The sequence below is a fragment of the Actinomadura opuntiae genome (assembly GCF_030283205.1).
Lineage (GTDB): Bacteria > Actinomycetota > Actinomycetes > Streptosporangiales > Streptosporangiaceae > Spirillospora.
In genome coordinates, this window is sequence record NZ_JASNWF010000002.1 from 580,930 (window position 1) to 599,859 (window position 18,930).

The 18,930-nt window shown below is 72.0% G+C and carries 18 protein-coding genes; 10 read left to right on the plus strand and 8 right to left on the minus strand.

The window, feature by feature from the left end; genetic code table 11:
* Positions 1-615: 615 nt before the first annotated feature.
* From QP089_RS06135 to QP089_RS06150, 4 genes are all read left to right on the plus strand, one after another.
* Positions 616-939, plus strand: coding sequence for a histone-like nucleoid-structuring protein Lsr2 (locus QP089_RS06135; protein WP_285910321.1), 324 nt, complete (start codon positions 616-618; stop codon positions 937-939).
* A 352-nt stretch (positions 940-1,291) separates the two neighbouring features.
* Positions 1,292-3,838 carry an ATP-dependent Clp protease ATP-binding subunit gene (locus tag QP089_RS06140; protein WP_285910322.1) on the plus strand — a complete coding sequence of 849 codons (2,547 nt, stop codon included), beginning with the start codon at positions 1,292-1,294 and terminating at the stop codon, positions 3,836-3,838.
* Positions 3,839-3,953: 115 nt separating this feature from the next.
* Positions 3,954-4,355 carry a VOC family protein gene (locus QP089_RS06145; RefSeq protein ID WP_285910323.1) on the plus strand — a complete coding sequence of 134 codons (402 nt, stop codon included), beginning with the start codon at positions 3,954-3,956 and terminating at the stop codon, positions 4,353-4,355.
* Between the two features lie 181 nt (positions 4,356-4,536).
* Entirely contained in the window at positions 4,537-5,193 is a 657-nt protein-coding gene (locus QP089_RS06150; RefSeq protein ID WP_285910324.1) for a hypothetical protein, read from the plus strand.
* A 22-nt stretch (positions 5,194-5,215) separates the two neighbouring features.
* On the opposite strand, the gene QP089_RS06155 is transcribed toward QP089_RS06150, so the two are convergent.
* On the minus strand, positions 5,216-6,148 hold the full coding sequence (locus QP089_RS06155; RefSeq protein ID WP_285910325.1) for a pyridoxamine 5'-phosphate oxidase family protein: 933 nt from the start codon (positions 6,146-6,148) through the stop codon (positions 5,216-5,218).
* A gap of 51 nt (positions 6,149-6,199) precedes the next feature.
* On the minus strand, positions 6,200-6,823 hold the full coding sequence (locus QP089_RS06160) for a LysE family translocator (protein WP_285910326.1): 624 nt from the start codon (positions 6,821-6,823) through the stop codon (positions 6,200-6,202).
* Positions 6,824-6,933: 110 nt separating this feature from the next.
* On the opposite strand from QP089_RS06160, the gene QP089_RS06165 reads away from it, so the two are divergent.
* Complete coding sequence (locus tag QP089_RS06165; protein WP_190859459.1) at positions 6,934-7,386, plus strand: Lrp/AsnC family transcriptional regulator; 453 nt, start codon at positions 6,934-6,936, stop codon at positions 7,384-7,386.
* Positions 7,387-7,596: 210 nt separating this feature from the next.
* Here QP089_RS06165 and add read toward each other — a convergent pair whose 3' ends face one another.
* The 6 genes from add to QP089_RS06195 form a co-directional block, all read right to left on the minus strand.
* Positions 7,597-8,574 carry an adenosine deaminase gene (add, locus tag QP089_RS06170; protein WP_285910327.1) on the minus strand — a complete coding sequence of 326 codons (978 nt, stop codon included), beginning with the start codon at positions 8,572-8,574 and terminating at the stop codon, positions 7,597-7,599.
* 138 nt (positions 8,575-8,712) lie between these two features.
* Positions 8,713-9,585, minus strand: coding sequence for an HhH-GPD family protein (locus QP089_RS06175; protein ID WP_285910328.1), 873 nt, complete (start codon positions 9,583-9,585; stop codon positions 8,713-8,715).
* Positions 9,586-9,618: 33 nt separating this feature from the next.
* Positions 9,619-10,701, minus strand: a complete 1,083-nt coding sequence (gene disA, locus QP089_RS06180) for a DNA integrity scanning diadenylate cyclase DisA (protein WP_285910329.1) — start codon at positions 10,699-10,701, stop codon at positions 9,619-9,621.
* A 113-nt stretch (positions 10,702-10,814) separates the two neighbouring features.
* The gene (gene radA / locus QP089_RS06185) at positions 10,815-12,248 is read right to left on the minus strand and encodes a DNA repair protein RadA (RefSeq protein WP_285910330.1); all 1,434 of its coding nucleotides are present in this window, start codon (positions 12,246-12,248) and stop codon (positions 10,815-10,817) included.
* Between the two features lie 33 nt (positions 12,249-12,281).
* A complete protein-coding gene (locus tag QP089_RS06190; RefSeq protein ID WP_285910331.1) occupies positions 12,282-13,400 on the minus strand; it encodes an alpha/beta fold hydrolase in 1,119 nt (372 codons plus the stop codon).
* Between the two features lie 158 nt (positions 13,401-13,558).
* A complete protein-coding gene (locus QP089_RS06195) occupies positions 13,559-14,257 on the minus strand; it encodes a class I SAM-dependent methyltransferase (RefSeq protein ID WP_285910332.1) in 699 nt (232 codons plus the stop codon).
* A gap of 167 nt (positions 14,258-14,424) precedes the next feature.
* Here QP089_RS06195 and QP089_RS06200 point away from each other — a divergent pair, with 167 nt between their 5' ends.
* From QP089_RS06200 to QP089_RS06220, 5 genes are all read left to right on the plus strand, one after another.
* Positions 14,425-15,309 carry a sugar phosphate isomerase/epimerase family protein gene (locus tag QP089_RS06200; RefSeq protein ID WP_285910333.1) on the plus strand — a complete coding sequence of 295 codons (885 nt, stop codon included), beginning with the start codon at positions 14,425-14,427 and terminating at the stop codon, positions 15,307-15,309.
* On the plus strand, positions 15,306-15,905 hold the full coding sequence (locus QP089_RS06205) for a TetR/AcrR family transcriptional regulator (RefSeq protein ID WP_285910334.1): 600 nt from the start codon (positions 15,306-15,308) through the stop codon (positions 15,903-15,905). Before QP089_RS06200 ends, QP089_RS06205 begins: the two co-directional genes overlap by 4 nt.
* 67 nt (positions 15,906-15,972) lie before the next feature.
* The gene (locus QP089_RS06210) at positions 15,973-16,704 is read left to right on the plus strand and encodes an ABC transporter ATP-binding protein (protein ID WP_285910335.1); all 732 of its coding nucleotides are present in this window, start codon (positions 15,973-15,975) and stop codon (positions 16,702-16,704) included.
* Positions 16,701-17,435, plus strand: a complete 735-nt coding sequence (locus QP089_RS06215) for an ABC transporter permease (RefSeq protein WP_285910336.1) — start codon at positions 16,701-16,703, stop codon at positions 17,433-17,435. Before QP089_RS06210 ends, QP089_RS06215 begins: the two co-directional genes overlap by 4 nt.
* Before the next feature lie 201 nt (positions 17,436-17,636).
* Positions 17,637-18,821 (plus strand): LCP family protein, encoded by a 1,185-nt coding sequence (locus QP089_RS06220; protein WP_285910337.1) that lies wholly within the window; start codon positions 17,637-17,639, stop codon positions 18,819-18,821.
* The last annotated feature ends 109 nt before the right edge of the window (positions 18,822-18,930 follow it).

Here is an 18,930-nt window from a genome sequence, read left to right on the forward strand (position 1 = left end):
CGGACTGGGGCGGGCGGCCGCTTTGTACCGCTTATCCACAGATTTCGGGATCGGCAGGTACCGGCGGCGTTACGCTCCGGCGTCCCGCCGCCAGTTCCGGTGCGCCGGGCGGCAACAGATTTCGCCATGACTCCGCGGTTGGTAATCCGTCCACATCCGCCGGTGGCGGCGCTGCGTGCCCGGTAGCGGGCCCTGCGCCGGTCCGCCGCGCATTCCGGGCCCTGCCCCGGTTAGTGCCGTTACGGCAGGGTTAAACGTCGGCAAGGGGTGCCGGTGTGCCGGCCCTGTTATGGTCCGGGTGGACACTTTTCCCGCCAAGGTCCTCCGGCCGGAAAGCCCGACCGCCCCCATACCTGGTCCAATGCGCGTTCGGCGGCCCAGGTCAGGGCGGTGCACCGTGACCCCGGTCACGCCGAAATCCACAGGCCGGGCCTCCGCCGGAATTGAACGCCGCCTCATCCGGACGAGGGCCGCCGGTGCCCGGTGCGCACCGGACGGGACGTCGATAGCCGCCGCCAACGGATGTTCACCCCGGACTTGAATTGTCATCGGCAGACTTCCCGGTATATCTTTGTCAACCGAATGCAGTTTGCTCCAGCCGAAAGGTCTGTCCCCATGGCACAGAAGGTTCAGGTGCTTCTCGTCGACGACCTCGACGGTGGCGAGGCGGACGAGACCGTAGCGTTCTCGATCGACGGCGCCTCCTACGAGATCGACCTGAGTGGCGCCAACGCTAAGAAGCTGCGGGATTCTCTGCTGCCGTTCGTGGAGAAGTCGCGCAAGGCGGGCACGGTCAACAAGCGGCGCCGCCAGCGCGGAGCGTCCAGCCGCGAGCGCAGCGCCGAGATCCGTGCCTGGGCCAAGAACAATGGCATCAAGGTCAATGAGCGCGGCCGGATCCCGGCGACCGTGATCGAGCAGTACGAGGCGGCGAACTGACCGCCCCACCCCGCTCCGGCGGCCCGTCTCCCTCCATGAGACGGGCCGTTCGCTTGTGGCGTAGCGTTCGGGTGGTTTGGCCCGTGCCCCCGCGCGGTAGACCGGGACATCGCCCCCGTTCGACGATCCTCGGACGCGACCCTGGACGACCTGCGGAAAGCCCCCGTTCGCTTGGGGCGTAGCGGGAACATGACGCACCGATGCGGTAGTTGGATGAGACTGAACAGCGCTTAGCTGGGGAACGTCTTCTGGTGGGAGTGCACCGGGCGGCCTCCTCGGGGCGGGCTAGCATGCGGAAGGACAGTTCCGGACGTTCCGGACTCTGCCCAACCGCTCTGTGAGGAGCGACGAGATGTTCGAGAGGTTCACCGACCGCGCGCGGCGGGTTGTCGTCCTGGCTCAGGAAGAGGCCAGGATGCTCAACCACAACTACATCGGCACCGAGCACATCCTCCTGGGTCTGATCCACGAGGGTGAGGGCGTCGCTGCCAAGGCCCTGGAGAGCCTGGGGATCAGCCTCGAGGCGGTTCGCCAGCAGGTCGAGGAGATCATCGGCCAGGGCCAGCAGGCGCCGTCGGGCCACATCCCGTTCACTCCGCGTGCCAAGAAGGTCCTCGAGCTGTCACTGCGCGAGGCGCTGCAGCTCGGCCACAACTACATCGGCACCGAGCACATCCTGCTCGGGCTGATCCGCGAGGGCGAGGGCGTGGCCGCCCAGGTGCTGGTCAAGCTCGGCGCCGACCTCAACCGGGTCCGCCAGCAGGTGATCCAGTTGCTGCACGGCTACCAGGGCAAGGAGCCGGCCGCCTCCGGCGGCCCCTCGGAGTCCGCGCCGTCCACCTCCCTCGTGCTCGACCAGTTCGGCCGCAACCTGACGCAGGCCGCGCGGGAGGGCAAGCTGGACCCGGTCATCGGCCGGGACAAGGAGATCGAGCGGGTCATGCAGGTGCTGTCCCGCCGCACCAAGAACAACCCCGTCCTCGTGGGCGAGCCCGGCGTCGGTAAAACGGCCGTCGTCGAGGGCCTCGCGCAGAAGATCGTCAAGGGCGAGGTCCCGGAGACGCTGAAGGACAAGCAGCTCTACACCCTCGACCTGGGCGCGCTGGTCGCCGGCTCCCGGTACCGCGGCGACTTCGAGGAGCGCCTGAAGAAGGTGCTCAAGGAGATCCGCACCCGCGGCGACATCATCCTGTTCATCGACGAGCTGCACACGCTCGTCGGCGCGGGCGCCGCCGAGGGCGCGATCGACGCCGCCAGCATCCTCAAGCCGATGCTGGCCCGCGGCGAGCTGCAGACGATCGGCGCCACCACGCTGGACGAGTACCGCAAGCACCTGGAGAAGGACGCCGCGCTGGAGCGCCGCTTCCAGCCGATCCAGGTGGCCGAGCCGTCGCTCAGCCACACCATCGAGATCCTCAAGGGCCTGCGCGACCGCTACGAGGCGCACCACCGCGTGTCGATCACCGACAGCGCGCTGGTCGCCGCCGCGCAGCTCGCCGACCGCTACATCAGCGACCGGTTCCTGCCCGACAAGGCGATCGACCTCATCGACGAGGCCGGCTCCCGGATGCGCATCCGCCGGATGACCGCTCCGCCGGACCTGCGCGAGTACGACGAGAAGATCGCCGACGTGCGGCGCGAGAAGGAGTCCGCGATCGACGCGCAGGACTTCGAGAAGGCCGCCGCGCTGCGCGACTCCGAGAAGCAGCTTCTCGGCCAGAAGGCGCAGCGGGAGAAGGAGTGGAAGGCCGGCGACATGGACGTCGTGGCCGAGGTCACCGACGAGCTGATCGCCGAGGTCCTCGCCACCGCCACCGGCATCCCGGTCTTCAAGCTGACCGAGGAGGAGTCCACCCGGCTGCTGCGCATGGAGGACGAGCTCCACAAGCGCGTCATCGGCCAGGAGGACGCCATCAAGGCGCTCTCGCAGTCGATCCGCCGTACCCGCGCCGGCCTGAAGGACCCGAAGCGTCCCGGCGGCTCGTTCATCTTCGCCGGCCCGTCCGGCGTCGGTAAGACCGAGCTGTCCAAGACCCTTGCGGAGTTCCTGTTCGGCGACGAGGACGCGCTGATCCAGCTCGACATGTCCGAGTTCATGGAGAAGCACACCGTCTCGCGGCTGTTCGGCTCCCCGCCCGGCTACGTCGGGTACGAAGAGGGCGGCCAGCTGACGGAGAAGGTGCGCCGCAAGCCGTTCTCGGTCGTGCTGTTCGACGAGATCGAGAAGGCCCACCAGGACATCTTCAACTCGCTGCTGCAGATCCTGGAGGACGGGCGCCTCACCGACGCGCAGGGCCGCGTCGTGGACTTCAAGAACACCGTCATCATCATGACGACGAACCTGGGGTCCAAGGACATCTCCAAGGGCGTCTCGATGGGCTTCGCCCGGCAGAACGACGAGCAGGGGTCCTACGACCGGATGAAGGCCAAGGTGTCGGAGGAGCTCAAGCAGCACTTCCGCCCCGAGTTCCTCAACCGCGTCGACGACACGGTGGTCTTCCACCAGCTCACCCCGAAGGAGATCATCCAGATCGTCGACCTGATGATCGCCCGGGTGGACGAGCGGCTGAAGGACCGCGACATGGGCCTGGAGCTGCGCCAGGAGGCCAAGGACCTGCTGGCGATCCGGGGTTACGACCCGGTGCTCGGGGCCCGGCCGCTGCGCCGCACGATCCAGCGCGAGATCGAGGACCAGCTCTCCGAGAAGATCCTCTACAACGAGCTGAAGCCCGGCCAGATCGTCATCGTGGGCACCGAGAACTTCGATCCCGAGGGCGGCACGCGGGACGCCGACGAGGTCCTGGACGCCAAGTTCACCTTCCGGGGCGTGCCGAAGCCGTCCGCCACGGTTCCCGACGCCCCGCCCATCGAGGGCGCGGTCAACTTCAACAAGGACTGATCACCTCAGCCCTCGGCAGGGCCCGCACCGACCCGTTCGGTGCGGGCCCTTCCGCATGTCCGGGGGCTGCGTGGGGATCATGTCGCCGACGTGCCCCCTACCGGCTGGAGCAGTTGTGACCCGTCCGCCGCGCATGGCCCTGTCCGCACCCGTCCTGGACGCCCCGGACCCGCAGGAGCTGGCCGCCTTCTACCAGCGCCTCCTGGGCTGGACGGTGGTGCAGAACGTGCCCGGCTGGGTGAAACTGCGTCCGCCCGGCGGCGGGACGGGGCTCTCCTTCCAGGCGGAGCCGCTGCACGTCGCGCCCACATGGCCCGCAGCGGAGGGCGCGCAGCAGATCCAGGCCCATCTGGACCTCGAGGTGGACGACCTGGAGGAGGCGTCGCGTCATGCCGAGGACTGCGGCGCCGTCCTCGCCGCCGTCCAGCCGGCCGACGACGTGCGCGTCTTCCTCGACCCGATCGGCCACCCGTTCTGCCTGTTCATCCGTGAGCCCGAGGCCCCGACCGAACTCTGAGCCGGGTTATCCACAGAACGCCGTTCCACTTCCGGCTGCGGAGACGCCCCTCGACGATGGAGTGCATCGCGACCATCGGCGAAAGGGGCTCGCATGGGAGCCGTCCTTCGGTGCGCCTTCGGCCTTCTCGCGGCGCTTCTCGGCGCCCGGGGATGTCGGAGGCGGCTTCTAGTATTCGAACATGCGATCGAATGCAGTGGGTTCGGCGGCGGAGTACGGGCGGCCGCGCGGCCGCCCGCCGGCCGCGGCATTCCAGCGCGACGTGCGCATCCCCGCCCCACCGCAACTGCCGATCTTCAGATCCCGGCTGCAGGGCGAACTGCTCGCCCGGCTGCTGCTCGGGCCCCGGCGCGAGGCGTCGATGCTCGACCTCGCGGTGATGCTCCGCACCGACCTCGGCTCGGTGATGCGCGAGGTGGAGCGGCTGTCGCGGGCGGGCGTCCTCGCGCTGCGCCGCACGCTCGCCGGCCGCCTGGTCTCCCGCGACGAGGCGAGCCCGCTGTACGAGCCGCTGGCCCGTCTGGTCATGCTGACGTTCGGCCCCGCGGCCGTGGTCGCCGAGGAGTTCGGGCGGCTCCCGCTCGTCCGCGAGGCGCACCTGTTCGGCCCCTGGGCGTCCCGCTATGCCGGCGTGCCGGGCGACCCGCCGCGCGATGTCGAGGTACTGGTGATCGGCGAGATCGGCCGCGACGCGGCGTTCGACGCCGCCCAGGAGGCCGCCGCCCGGCTCGGCCTTCCCGTCCACCCGGTCGTCCGCACCCGCGCCCAGTGGGCCGACGACGCCGATCCGTTCCTCCGCGAGATCCGCGCCGGCCACGTGCACACCGTCGTCCGTTGAACCGCCGCTCGGGGCCGCCGGGTCACTGCGCGATGTCGTGGCCCGCGCGGCGGGCGCGGCGCAGGGCGACGCGCATGGCCACCCCTATCCCGAGCCGGTAGAGGAGCTTGGACGGCGGCGTCCGGTAGGCGAGTTCGGTGTGCGGGGCGTAGCGGACCTGCGGGCCGCTCTCCAACCAGCCCGTGTGGACGCGCTGCTGCTGCCCCTGCACGTACTTGCTGAAGGAGTGGGCGGTCAGGCCGGCACGGCGCCCGCCGTCGGGAAGGACCCCGAGCGGGACGTGGAGCAGTATCCCGTCGGCGTCATGACCGCTGAAGCCGACGGGAATCACCATGGGGAAGCCGTCGGTACCGGTCCACCCGAGCAGGGCGTCGGGTAGGCCCTCGAGCCGGTCCGCCGCCTTGACGTGGTCGATGCGCGGACCGGTGCCAAGGCCGGGCGCCTTGTGCGGTGGCGGCGGGTCCGGCAGCCGGGGGCCGAAAACCTCCGGTCTCCCCTTGCAGGAGAGGTCCGGCCACACGACCAGCCGCTCGACCGCGATGTCGATGACCACGCGGGTGTAGTACGGGCGCAGCCAGGGGCTCCAGAAGGGGCCGGTGGCGCGCGGTCCGTCGAAACGCTCCCAGTCCGCGCCCAGGGACGCGGGATAGTCGTCGCGCGGGGCCGAGAGCGACGCGGTGCCCTGCACCAGCACGTACTCGGGACGGTCGCTGTAGCCGTGCAGCCGGGTATGGAAGGCGAGGGCGACACGGGGATCGCGCCTGATGCGCTCCAGCTTCTTCCAGCCCCCGACCGAGCTGTTCACGGTGACGGTGCCGGCGTCGCGGTCCCGCGCCCCGAAGTTCGTCACCGGGGTGAGGACCACGCCGCGGGCCGGTGTGACCGTGGCGAGCATGACGGCCTGGTCGCCGCCGATGATCTCGTCGACGCCGTCGGGCCAGTGTGCGGAGCTCATCGGTCGCCTCCTCGGCTCGGCGACCGCCACTCTAACAGACGCACTTGTTCGTTAGAGGAGGGCCAGAAGGCGGTCGATGAGCAGCCAGGTGCCGATGCCCGCCATGGCGACGCCGGACAGCCGGCTGATCGAGCGGGCGGCGGCGGGACGTCCCTGCAGCGCGCCGCGGGCGAGGGTGCCGAGGGTGAGGTAGAACAGCGCGCAGGTCGCCATGTAGGTCGTGCCGAGGACGCCGATCTGACCGGCGATCGGCCAGCGGTCGTCCGGGTCGGTGAACTGGGGCAGCAGCGCGACGAAGATCAGCAGGCCCTTGGGGTTGAGGCCGCTGACGCCGATTCCGCGCAGGAAGACCCGCCATTCGGTGCCCGCGGGCCGGGCGTGCTCCGGGTCGGGCGCGGACGGGTGCATGAGGGTCGTGGCGCCGTGCCACACGAGGTAGGCCCCGCCGACGAGCGTGAGGCCGGTGAGGATATCCGGGGAGCCGGCGACCAGCGCCCCGACCCCGGCCGCGACGACGACCGTCACGGCGGCGTACCCGGTGACCAGCCCGCTCACCGCGGGGAGGACGGAGCGCCCCCGCAGCCCGGCGCTGATCGTGAAGGCCCAGTCCGCTCCGGGGACGGCGATGAGCAGGAACGCGACCGACCAGAAGGCGAGGACGGAGCCGGTGTCCATGGCGGGAATCCCCTCGGATGGCGGCAGATGAGGGGAGAATATGTGCGAAGTGCCGGAATGTGTTGCCAAGTTCCACCGCAACACGCCGCATTCGTGGAAGAATCTTCTTCGTGGACGCCATCGACCGGAAGATCATTGCGGTGCTCCAGGAGGACGGCCGGGCGACGATCACCGAGGTTGCGGCGCGGGTCGGGCTGAGCGTCTCGCCCTGCCACCGGCGGCTGCGCGAGCTGGAGCGCAACGGCACCATCCGCGGATACCGCGCGGTCGTGGACGCCGCCGCCCTGGGGCTCACCTTCCAGGCGCTGGTGTTCGTCACCATGCGCCAGGAGGACCGGGAGACCCTGCTCGGCTTCGAGGCGGCGGTCGAACGGGTCCCGGAGGTCGTGCAGGCGCAGCGGCTGTTCGGCGACCCCGACTACCTGCTGCGCATCGTCACCGCAGACCTGACCGCCTACCAGGAGCTGGAGGACGACGTGCTCTCCGCGCTGCCCGGCGTCCAGCGGCTGAACTCCACCCTCGTGATGAAGCACATCGTCAACGACCGCCCCCTCCCCACCTGACACCGCGCCGCCCGCAAGACAGCGCGGCGCCGGGCCAGCGGGTTGGAGGCTGCCAGCCCCCATCCGGTCGGCCCTACCTGACGCCGTCGCGGTGCGAGGCCGGCGGGTTGGCGGCTGAGAGCGCGCGTTCGGTCGGCTGCGTTGTTCGGAGTGGCTTGGCGGTCAGGCGTGGTGGGGTCGGGCTGAGGAGGGTGGGATTGGTCGCCTTGGTCACGGGGGTGTGGCGAGCCAGGTGTCGATCTCCTGGTTGAGGCGGGTCTTGGTGGTGGAGGGGGCGAAGGACGCGTCGACGCCGGCGCGGGCCAGGGCGGCGAGGGTGGCGTCGTCGTAGCCGAACGCGTCGCGGACGCGGGCGTACTCGGCGGCGAGCGGCGTGCCGATCAGGGCGGGGATGTCGGTGTTGACGGTGACGATCAGGCCCGCGTCGCGGAGCCGCGGAAGGGGGTGATCGGCTAGGGACGGCGCGAAGCCCAGCGCGACGTTGGACGACGGGCAGACCTCGAGCGGGATCCTCCGTTCGCGCACCTCGGCGACGAGGTCCGGGTCGTCCAGGACGCGGATGCCGTGGCCGAGGCGCTCGGTGCGGCCCGCTCCGAGCGCCTGCCGGATGCTGGCCGGGCCCTCGCCCTCACCGGCGTGGTGGACGACGTGGAGCCCGGCGTCGCGGGCCGCCGCGAAGACCTCGGTGAACGGGTCGCCCGGGTGGGACTCGTCACCGGCGAGGCCGACGGCGACGACGCAGTCGTGGCGGCGGGCGAGGTCCAGCGTGCGCCAGGCCCGGTCGACGGAGCGGCGGCGGGAATGGTCGAGGAGCAGGCCGACCTCGATGCCGAACGCCTCGCCTCCCGCGGCCAGGCCCTCGCGGACGGCCGTCAGCGGCATGTCGAGGTCGCCGAGCCTCTCGCCGTGGGCGGCGGCGGTGAACGAGACCTCGGCGTAGCGGGTGCCCTGTGCCGCCTCGTCCTCGCAGAACTCGTAGGCGATCCGCCGGAAATCGGCAGGCCGCCGCAGGCATGAGCGCACGAGTTCGTTCTGGGCGAAGAAGGCGGCGAACCCGCCGAACGTGCCGCCGTCCTCGGGGACCTGTACGCCGTTGGCCGTGCCGATCTCCCGCAGCGTCGCCCACCGCACGGTGCTCTCCAGATGAACGTGCAAGTGGGCCTTGGGGAGGGTCAGCAGATCACGCACCCGCCGTACCGTACGGGCCTACCGAGGCCCTTGACCAACCATTATCGCGCCGCCCACGTGCCCCGACCGGCAGACGGAGCCAATCGGGGGTCTGTTCGGCGGTCATGCCGCCCTCCTGGCCCGTCTGTCGGCGGGAGGTTAGGTGGGGAGGGTGTAGCGGCCGTCTTCTAGGGGGTCTACGAGGCCGTCGGCTATGAGGGCGTCGAGGGCGCGTTCGCGTTGGAGAGGATCGGACCAGACGACGTCGAGGGCGGGCTTCTCGACCGGGCCGGAGGCGTCGCGGAGGACGGCGAGGAGGCGGCCGCGGCACTGGCGGTCGGTGCCCGCGTAGGTCTGGCCCTTGCGGGGCGGGCCGTCGTAGGCGGGACGGCCGTTCAGGTGCCAGGTGCACTGGGACAGGACGGGGCAGTCGACGCAGCGGGGCGTGCGGGCGGTGCACACCAGGGCGCCGAGCTCCATGACGGCGACGGCCCAGCGGGCGGCGGTCGGCGGGTCGAGGGGCAGCAGGTCCTCGGCGAGCTTCACCTCGGCCCTGGTCTGCGTCTTCGGCGGGTACTCCTCGCCGGAGACGAGGCGGGCCAGGACGCGCCGGACGTTGGTGTCGAGCACGGCGTGGCGCTGCTTGAAGGCGAAGCTGGCGACGGCGGCGGCGGTGTAGGCGCCGATGCCGGGCAGGGCCAGCAGGTCCGCGTGGGACGAGGGGACCTCGCCGCCGTGCCGGTCGGTGATCGCGCGGGCGCTCTCGTGCAGCCGCAGCGCGCGGCGCGGGTAGCCGAGCCGGCCCCAGGCGCGGACGGCCTCACCGGACGGTTCGGCGGCGAGCGCCGCGGGCGTGGGCCAGCGGTCCATCCAGGCCTGCCAGACCGGCAGGACGCGGGAGACGGGCGTCTGCTGGAGCATGATCTCGCTGACCAGGACGCCCCAGGGGGTGGCGTCGGGGGCGCGCCACGGGAGGTCCCGGGCGTTGCCGTCGTACCAGTCGAGAATCGGGTCGGTATAGGTGGAGTTCATGGCGGATCGCCATTGTGGCACGCGGCGCGGCGGTCAGACGTAGCGTTCGAGGATCGACGACTCGGCGAGGCGGGACAGACCCTCGCGGACGCTGCGGGCCCGCGACTCGCCCACGCCGCCGACGGCCTGGAGGTCGTCGATGCTGGCGGCGAGGAGCTTCTGCAGGCCGCCGAAGTGCTCGACGAGCCGTTCGACGACCATGCTCGGCAGCCGCGGCACCTTCGCCAGCAGCCGGAACCCCTTCGGGCTGACCGGCAGGTCGAGGGCGTCGGGCCCGGCGAAGCCCATCACCTCGGCGACCGTGGACAGGTCGAGCAGCTCGTTGGCCGACAGCGTGTCGAGCGCGGACAGGATCGCGTTGACGCCGCGGGCGCGCGTGTCGTCGGACGGGTAGTCGCGGACGATCAGCTCCCGGTCGACGTCGACGCCGGAGACCAGCTCGTCCAGCTGCAGGGACAGCAGCCGGCCGTCGGTGCCGAGCTCGACGACGTAGCCCTCGATCTCGTCGGCGATGCGGCGCACCATCTCCAGCCGCTGGACGACGGCGCTGACGTCGCGGACGGTGACGAGGTCCTCGATCTCCAGCGCGGACAGCGTGCCGGACACCTCGTCCAGCCGCAGCTTATAGCGCTCGAGCGTCGCGAGGGCCTGGTTGGCCTTGGACAGGATCGCCGCGGAGTCCTCCAGGACGTAGCGGATGCCGTCGAGGTAGAGCGCGATGATCCGCATCGACTGGCTCACCGAGATGACCGGGTGCGGCGTCTGGCGGGCGACGCGCTCGGCGGTGCGGTGCCGGGTGCCCGACTCCTCGGTGGGGATGGTGGAGTCCGGCACGAGGTGGACGGCGGCCCGCACGATGTGGGAGTGGTCGTTGTCCAGCACGATCGCGCCGTCCATCTTGGCCAGCTCGCGCAGCCGCGTGGCGGAGAACTCGACGTCGAGTTCGAAGCCGCCCGAGCACAGGTCCTCGACGGCCTGGTCGTAGCCGAGCACGATCAGCCCGCCGGTGTGCCCCCGCAGGATGCGCTCCAGGCCGTCGCGTATCTGCGTGCCCGGGGCCACCGCGGCGAGCGTGGCGCGGCGTCGTTCGTCATGAGCCTTGTCGTGTTCTGGCACCTGGCCCCCGGAGGTCGCTGGACGGCGTCAGTTTACCGAGGAGGACGGCGGCCCGGTTCCTCCCCTGGTCGCAAACACCTGACGCGTGCCGTAATACTCTGGCGTTACCCGCGTCAGGGCGCGGTAAAGGCGACCTGGAGGGCCTGCTGCAGGCTGTCGACCTCCATCACCTTCATGCCCTCGTAGCTGCTGAGCTGCGGGTCGGCGCGCTTGAGCGGCGACCCGTCGGCGAGTTCGAGGGAGCCGCGCGGGACGACGGCGTGCTTGAAGCCGAGCCGCGCCGCCTCGGCCAGCCGCCGCTGCACGCCGGGCACGACGCGGACCTCCCCGGCCAGGCCGACCTCGCCGAGCGCGATGAGGCTGCCCGACAGCGCCTGCTCGACGGTGGACCCGGCGACGGCGAGGCCGAGCGCGAGGTCGACGGAGGTCTCGGCGAGCCGGACGCCGCCGACGGTGGAGACGTACACGTCCTGCTCGTGCATGGAGATCTTGCAGCGCTGGGCGAGCACGGCCAGCACCATCGCGACGCGGGAGGTGTCGAGGCCGGACGTGGCGCGCCGCGGCGCGGGCAGGTGCGACTTGGCGACCAGGGCCTGCACCTCGGCGACCAGCGGCCGGCGGCCCTCCAAGGTGACGGTGACGCAGGTGCCGGGCACGGGCTCGTCGCGGCGGGTGAGGAACAGCCCGCTCGGGTCGGGCAGCCCGACGATCCCGACCTCCGACAGGTCGAAGCAGCCGAGCTCGTCGGTCGGGCCGTAGCGGTTCTTCACGGCGCGGATCATCCGGAGCCGGGAGTGCCGGTCGCCCTCGAAGTAGAGGACGACGTCGACGAGGTGCTCCAGCAGCCGCGGCCCGGCGATCGCGCCCTCCTTGGTGACGTGGCCGACCAGCACGACGGTGACGCCGCGCTCCTTGGCGACCCTGATCAGGTTGGCGGCGACCTCGCGGATCTGGGTGACGCCGCCGGGCGCGCCGTCGACCTCGGACGTCCCGATGGTCTGGATGGAGTCGACGACGACGAGGGCCGGCTCGACGGTGTCGATGTGGCCGAGGACGGCGGACAGCTCCGTCTCGGCGGCCAGGTACAGGTCGTCGGTGATCGCGCCGACGCGGTCGGCCCGCAGCCGGACCTGCTCGGCCGACTCCTCGCCGGTGACGTACAGGACGCGCCTGGCGGCCGCCTGCCGCGGCACCTCGGGCGGGGTGGACGCCAGCGCCGCGACCTCCAGCAGCAGCGTCGACTTGCCGATGCCGGGCTCGCCGGCCAGCAGCACCACGGCGCCGGGCACGATGCCGCCGCCGAGGACGCGGTCCAGCTCGTCGAGCCCGGTGGGCCTGGTCTGGGCGTTCTGGACGTCGACCTGCCCGATCGGCCTGGCCGGCGTGCTGACGGGCCCGGCGGTCACGACCCGCGCGGGGGTCGCCGAGGCCGCCTCGGCGACCGTGCCCCACGTCTGGCACTCGCCGCAGCGCCCCACCCATTTCGAGGTCTGCCAGCCGCATTCGGAGCAGCGGTAGGCAGCCTTGGCCGTCTTCGCCTTCGCCATGCCCCGAGACTTTAGGGCCCGGCGGTGACAGAACTAGGCGCTCGTGGCCTTTCTCGCGCGTTCGATGAGGTCGCCGAGGTGGTCGGAGACGACGCTGGGGCGTTCCAGCATGGCCATGTGGCCGGCGGTGGGGACGACCTCGAGGCGGGCCGACGGGACGCAGCCGGCGATCTTGAGGCTGTGCTCGACCGGGGTGAGCATGTCGTTCTCGGCGCCGATGACCAGGGTGTCGGCGGCGCCGAGGGACGCGCAGTCGCTGATCACCTCGGTGGTGACCATCGAGTGGAAGAAGTCGATGAGCGCGTCCATCCGGGTCTCGGCCATCATCTGCTCGGCGAACGCGACGGCGGCGGGGCTGGCGTCGGGGCCGTAGGCGATCAGGTCGAGGATCAGCGTGGAGCCGTCCCGGCCGAGGTGGCGGACCTTCTCGATGCCGGCCGAGCCGGCGCCGAGGGCGCGCAGGGCCCGGGGCAGGACGCGCTGGGTGGCGCGCGCGACGAGGGCGGGCATGCCGAGGGTGACCTGGCCGAGCCCGCCCGACGAGGTGCACAGCAGCCCGGTCGCTGCGATCTTGTTGCCGACCAGGTCGGCGTTGGCGTCGGCGTAGCGCATCGTGGTCATGCCGCCCATGGAGTGGCCGACCAGGACGACGGGGGTGTCGGCGGGGACGGTGGCCTCGATGACGGCGGCGAGGTCGCCCGCGAGGCGGTCGAGGCTGTAGCCGTCGCGGGCGCCGCCGTCGGAGCGGCCGTGGCCGCGCTGGTCCCAGAAGACGAGCCGGCCGAGGCCGCGCAGCGCCTTGCGCTGGAAGTGCCAGGAGTCCTGGGTGAGGGTCCAGCCGTGGGAGAACACGACGGCGAGGTCGGTGCGGTCCTCGCCGTCGATCTCGGCGTACAGCCGGGTGCCGTCGTCGGCGCGGACGGGGACGGGGCGGCCGCGCAGCGAGCCGAACGGCTCGCCGGCGTAGGGGTCGGGGCGCAGCTGGAGGCGGCGGACGGCGCGGCGCTGCAGGGCCAGCCCGGCGCCGGCGCCGGCTCCGGCGAGCGCGGCGGCGGCGAGCGCGCCGCCCACGGCCTTCGCGCGGGGGGCGCGGGTGGCCTGGGGGAGCGTTCCCCCGGGCGCGGCACTGCTCGTCCTGGCGGCACGGCCCATGGCCGGTTCCTCCGTTCCTTCGGGGCGGACGCCGTGCCGGGGGCGGGGCGGCGTCGCGGGCGCCTGCGGCGCCGGTGGTGGTCCGGCGCCCATTGTTGTACGCGGGATCCAAGAGTGGCCACAGCGGGACGCCGACTGTGACGGACTCGTCAGTAACCTCAGACGCAACGCCACCACAGATTGACCGCGTAGTCCACTTCGAGGCCGGGGCGCTCGCGCAGGAACTCCGCCGCCAGGTCGGCGGGGAACTCGATCCGCAGCACCGCGGCCAGGTCGTCCCGGTTCTCGAACGCCCACCTGATCGTCAGCGGCTCGCGGGTGAAGCCGCGCCGCGTCCAGAACCGCTCGACCGCCTCCGGGTCGTACGCCGGCAGGCCGCGCCGGAACCAGCGGCCGAACGTGGAGCGCGTCGCGTCGTTGTCGATGACGAAGACCGCGCCGCCGCGCCGGACGACCCGGTCCAGTTCCGCGAGGCCCGGCTCGCAGCCCGGTCCGAAGAAGTACGCCCACCGAACGTGCACCACGTCCACCGACGCGTCCGGCAGCGGCAGCGCCTGCGCCGCGCCGACACGCACGGTGACGTTCGGGAGATCGCGGACGCGGCGCGCCGCCGTCCCGGCGAGCCCCGCGTGCGGCTCGATCCCGATCACCCGGTCGGCCTCGGCGGCGAAATGCGGCAGGTGGAAGCCGGTGCCGCAGCCGAGGTCCAGCACGGTCGCGCCCGTCCACGGCCGGATCGCGCGCATCGCCGCGTCCAGCACGCCGTCCGGGTCGACCGCGCGGTTCTCCAGCTCGTAGACCTGCGGGGAGTTCCAGATGTTCGGGCTCGGCACGGCGCCCGGCGCGATCTCGGCCACGGGGACAGAGCGTAGCCGCGCCCGCCCGGCGGCCCGCCGCGCGGCCGCGCAAAGCAGCGCGGATCACTCGGGGCGAGGGTTTCATCACCGGCGCAGGCGCATAGGCTTTCCTTTACGAACACTGCTCTCATGGACCCAGCCGAGCGATCATTCCTGGCGAGGAAGCCTTGACCCCGCAGCACAACGGCTCCTACTCACCGGCCCTGCGCGTGCCGGACGCACCGATCACGCTGTCCACCGCGTCGGTCTATCCCGAGAAGGTGCCGAGCGCCTTCGAGATCGCCGCCCTGCTCGGCTACGACGGCATCGAGGTCATGGTGTCCACCGACGCCTCCTCGCAGGACCTGAACGTGCTGCGCCGGCTGTCGGACTACCACCAGGTCCCGATCAAGTCGATCCACGCGCCCTGCCTGCTGCTCACCCAGCGGGTCTGGGGGCGCGAGCCGTGGGGCAAGCTGGTCCGCTCCAAGGAGGTCGCCGAGGAGCTCGGCGCCGACGTCGTGGTCGTCCACCCGCCCTTCCGCTGGCAGCGCGACTACGCCAAGGAGTTCGTCGAGGGCCTGGCCCGCATGCAGGACGAGACCGACGTGCTGTTCGCGGTCGAGAACATGTTCCCGCTCAAGGCGCGCGGCGCGGAGGCGGGCATGTACCTGCCCGACTGGAACCCCGTCGACCAGGACTACCCGCACGTGACGCTGGACCTGTCGCACACCGCCGTCTCGGGCTCGGACGCCCTCGGCATGGCCGCGAGCCTGGGCGACCGGCTCCGCCACGTCCACCTCGCCGACGGCGTCGGCATCACCAACAAGGACGAGCACCTCGTCCCCGGCCGGGGCAACCAGCCGTGCGGGCCGATGCTGGAGACCCTCGCCGAGTCCGGGTTCCGCGGGCACGTCGTCCTGGAGGTCAACACGCGCCGCGCGGCCAGCCGCGCCGAGCGCATGGAGGACCTGGCCGAGGCGCTGGCGTTCGCCCGGCTGCACCTGGCCGCGGCCGACCACACCTGGCAGGTCACCTCGGGCGGGGAGGTCACCCGCCGGGGAGTCCGGTGACGGACGCGGCGCGCTCCGGCCGGACCGCGGCCGCGCGGGGGCGCCGCCCCGGGCCGACCGAGACGCGGGAGGCGATCCTCGCCGAGGCCCGCGAGATGTTCGCCGACAAGGGCTACGACGGGACGTCGCTGCGCGCGATCGCCCGCGCCGCGGGCGTCGATCCGGCGCTCGTCCACCACTTCTTCGGCACGAAGGAGGGCGTGTTCGTCGAGGCCATGCGGTTCCCGGTGGACCCGTCGGTGCTGCTGCCGCAGCTGCTGGCGCTGCCCCGCGAGCGGGTCGGCGAGACGATCGTCCGGACGTTCCTGCGGATCTGGGGGGACGCCGACCGCCGCGCGCCGCTGCTGGCGATGCTGCGCTCGGCGATGACCAACGAGCGGGCGGCGGCGATGATGCGCGAGTTCGTGGCGTCCGCGCTGCTCGGACGGGCCGGCGCGGCGACCGGCTTGCCGCCCCTGAACATCCAGGCGGCCGTCGGGCAGATGATCGGCGTGATGATCCTGCGGTACGTGCTGCGGGTCGAGCCGATGGCGTCGGCGAGCGAGGACGAGCTGGTCGAGCTGGTCGCCCCGACCCTCCAGCGCTACCTGAGCTGAGCCGTCCCCGGCTTCCGGCGACCCGGCACCCCTTGACCCGGCCCTTGCGCGGACTTAAATTCATCACATGATGAGTTCCAGTCCCGCCGTCAGCGTGCGGGACCTGCGGGTGGTGCGCGGCGGACGCGAGGTCCTGCACGGGCTGAGCTTCGACGTCCCGCGCGGCCGCATCGTCGGGCTGCTCGGCCCGAGCGGGTGCGGCAAGACCACCGTGATGCGGGCGCTCGTCGGCGTCCAGATCGTGCGCAGCGGCCGGGTCACCGTGCTCGGCCAGGACGCCGGGTCCGCCGGCCTGCGCGACCGCGTCGGCTACGCGACGCAGACCCCGGCCGTCTACGCGGACCTGACCGTCGCCGAGAACCTGCGCTACTTCGCGTCCGTCCTGCGCGCGCCGCGCGGCGACGTCGACCGCGTCATCGAGGAGGTCGGCCTCACCGGCGCCCGCCACCAGCCGGTGGGGACGCTGTCCGGCGGGCAGCACAGCCGCGCCAACCTCGCCGTCGCCCTGCTCGGCTCGCCCGAACTGCTCGTCCTGGACGAGCCGACCGTCGGCCTCGACCCGGTGCTGCGCCAGGAGCTGTGGACGCTGTTCCGGACGCTCGCCGGCCGGGGCGTCACCCTGGTCGTGTCCAGCCACGTCATGGACGAGGCGGGCCGCACCGACCGGCTGCTGCTGATGCGCGAGGGCGCGATCCTCGCCGACGGCGCCCCCGACGAGCTGCGCGAGCGCACCGGCGCCGCCGACCTCGAAGAGGCGTTCCTCCACCTGATCGACCAGAAGGCCGGGAGCCCCGCGTGAACCCCGCGATCACCCTCGCCACCACCCGGCGCATCCTCGCCCAGCTCAGGCACGACCCCCGCACCGTCGCGCTGCTGGTCGCCGTGCCGAGCCTGCTGATGGTCCTGCTGCGGTACGTGTTCCAGGCCCCGCAGGAGTTCGACCGGCTCGGCCCGATGCTGCTCGGCCTGTTCCCGTTCGTCGTCATGTTCGTGGTGACCAGCGTCGCCACGCTGCGCGAGCGCACCGGCGGCACCCTCGAACGGCTGATGAGCATGCCGCTCGGCAAGCTCGACCTGCTGCTCGGCTACGCGCTGGCGTTCGGGCTGGCCGCGCTGGTGCAGGTCGGGGTCGTCCTGCTGATCTCGCTGACCTGGCTCGGGCTGGACCTGACCGGCTCGCTCGGCTCCCTGGTGCTCGTCGCGGTGCTGGACGCGCTGCTCGGCATGGCGCTCGGCCTGTTCGCCAGCGCGTTCGCCCGGACCGAGTTCCAGGCCGTCCAGTTCATGCCCGCGCTCGTCCTGCCGCAGGCGCTGCTGTGCGGGCTGATCGTCCCGCGCGAGGAGATGGCGGGCTGGCTGGAGGCGGTCTCGCGGATGCTGCCGCTGACCTACGCGGTGCAGGGGATGCAGGAGATCAGCGCGCATTCCGGCTTCACCGGCACGCTCGCGACCGACGTCGCCGTCATCGCCGCCTTCACCCTCGTGGCGCTCCTGCTCGGCGCCGCCACCCTGCGGAGACGAACGGCGTAGCGGGAAGGTTCACCCCGGGGCCGGGACAGGACTCGACCGGGCGGACGGCTGAAACGCGCCTTAACCGCACTGACCGGGCTGGTAGCTTCTGCGTCCATGACCCCCCGAGACCTCCCCGGCCCCTCGGCGCCGCAGCGGCCCGACGGGGCGCCCCCGCCGCACGTGGGACGCCACGCGTCCGGTGCCCCGCAAGCTCCGGGCATGCCGGCGGGTCCCGGCATGCCGCCCGGCCCGCGCGCGACCGGCGGCCCGAACGGTCCGGGTGGTCCAGGCGGCCCCGGAGGCGGCGGCGCCGGCGACGAGGGCTCCGAGAGCGCGGCGTTCTGGGGCGACGGCTCTTCGGGCGGCGACGGTGACGACACCGCGCGCGGGCGCAAGAAGCGCTGGCCCCGGGTCCTCATCGCGATCGGCGTGTTCTTCGTGCTGGTCGTGGCGGGCATCGGCGGGCTGATCTGGCAGCGCCAGGCGTCCTACAACGGCAACATCCACCGGATCCAGGGCGTCATGCCGGACGGCGGCAAGCGGCCCGGCCCGAACGTCGCCGGCACCGAGAACTGGCTGCTGGTCGGCTCGGACTCGCGCGCCGACATCGGCACCACCGGCGAGGGCAGCGGCAAGCTCTGGAAGCCCGGCCAGCAGCGCACCGACACGATCATGCTGCTGCACCTTCCGGCGGACCGGAAGAAGGCCTACATCATCTCCATCCCGCGGGACTCCTACGTCGACATCCCCGGGTACGGCAGGCAGAAGGTCAACGCGGCGTTCTCCTTCGGCGGCCCGAAGCTGCTGATCGAGACGCTGGAGCAGCTCACCGGGGTCCGGATCGACCACTACGGCGCGATCGACTTCGAGGGGTTCAAGTCGATGACGGACGCGCTCGGCGGCGTCACCGTCACCATCAAGCAGAGCGTGTACGACCCGGCCCGCAAGAAGCAGTGGACCGCCGGCAGCCAGAAGCTCAACGGCGAGGAGGCGCTGCTGTTCGTCCGGCAGCGCTACAACCTGCCGAACGGCGACTTCGACCGGATCAAGCGGCAGCAGGCGTTCCTCGGCGCGCTCGCCAAGCAGGCCGCGGACGGCGGCACGCTCAGCAACCCGCTCAAGCTCGACCGGTTCATGTCGGCGTTCACCAAGTCGATCAGCGTCGACTCCAGCGAGTCGGCGGGCGACCTCCGCTCGCTGGCGCTGAGCCTGCGGCACCTGCGCGTCGGCGACGTGACGTTCCTTACGGCCCCCTACAAGGGGACGGGGATGCGCAACAAGCAGAGCGTCGTGTTCCTCGACCCGACCAGGGCCAAGGCCCTGTTCAACGCGGTGAAGACGGCCGGGATGCCCGAGTACGTGCAGAAGTACGGCGGCGGCCACGGGCTCGGCACGGTGTCGTGACGTCGTGGCGGGCGTCGTGGCGGGCGTCGTGGCGGGCGCCGTGATCGCGGCGCCGGTCCGGGCATAACCTGGACGGTAGGGACGGCGGCTGTTGAAGGGGCGGGCCGTC

Bases quoted from the DNA above. Each gene is read 5' to 3' on its own strand.
- QP089_RS06135 (WP_285910321.1), top strand. From the start codon at position 616: ATGGCACAGAAGGTTCAGGTGCTTCTCGTCGACGACCTCGACGGTGGC.
- QP089_RS06140 (WP_285910322.1), top strand. From the start codon at position 1,292: ATGTTCGAGAGGTTCACCGACCGCGCGCGGCGGGTTGTCGTCCTGGCT.
- QP089_RS06150 (WP_285910324.1), top strand. From the start codon at position 4,537: ATGCGATCGAATGCAGTGGGTTCGGCGGCGGAGTACGGGCGGCCGCGC.
- QP089_RS06155 (WP_285910325.1), bottom strand. From the start codon at position 6,148: ATGAGCTCCGCACACTGGCCCGACGGCGTCGACGAGATCATCGGCGGC.
- QP089_RS06160 (WP_285910326.1), bottom strand. From the start codon at position 6,823: ATGGACACCGGCTCCGTCCTCGCCTTCTGGTCGGTCGCGTTCCTGCTC.
- QP089_RS06175 (WP_285910328.1), bottom strand. From the start codon at position 9,585: ATGAACTCCACCTATACCGACCCGATTCTCGACTGGTACGACGGCAAC.
- radA (WP_285910330.1), bottom strand. From the start codon at position 12,248: ATGGCGAAGGCGAAGACGGCCAAGGCTGCCTACCGCTGCTCCGAATGC.
- QP089_RS06190 (WP_285910331.1), bottom strand. From the start codon at position 13,400: ATGGGCCGTGCCGCCAGGACGAGCAGTGCCGCGCCCGGGGGAACGCTC.
- QP089_RS06210 (WP_285910335.1), top strand. From the start codon at position 15,973: ATGATGAGTTCCAGTCCCGCCGTCAGCGTGCGGGACCTGCGGGTGGTG.
- QP089_RS06220 (WP_285910337.1), top strand. From the start codon at position 17,637: ATGCCGGCGGGTCCCGGCATGCCGCCCGGCCCGCGCGCGACCGGCGGC.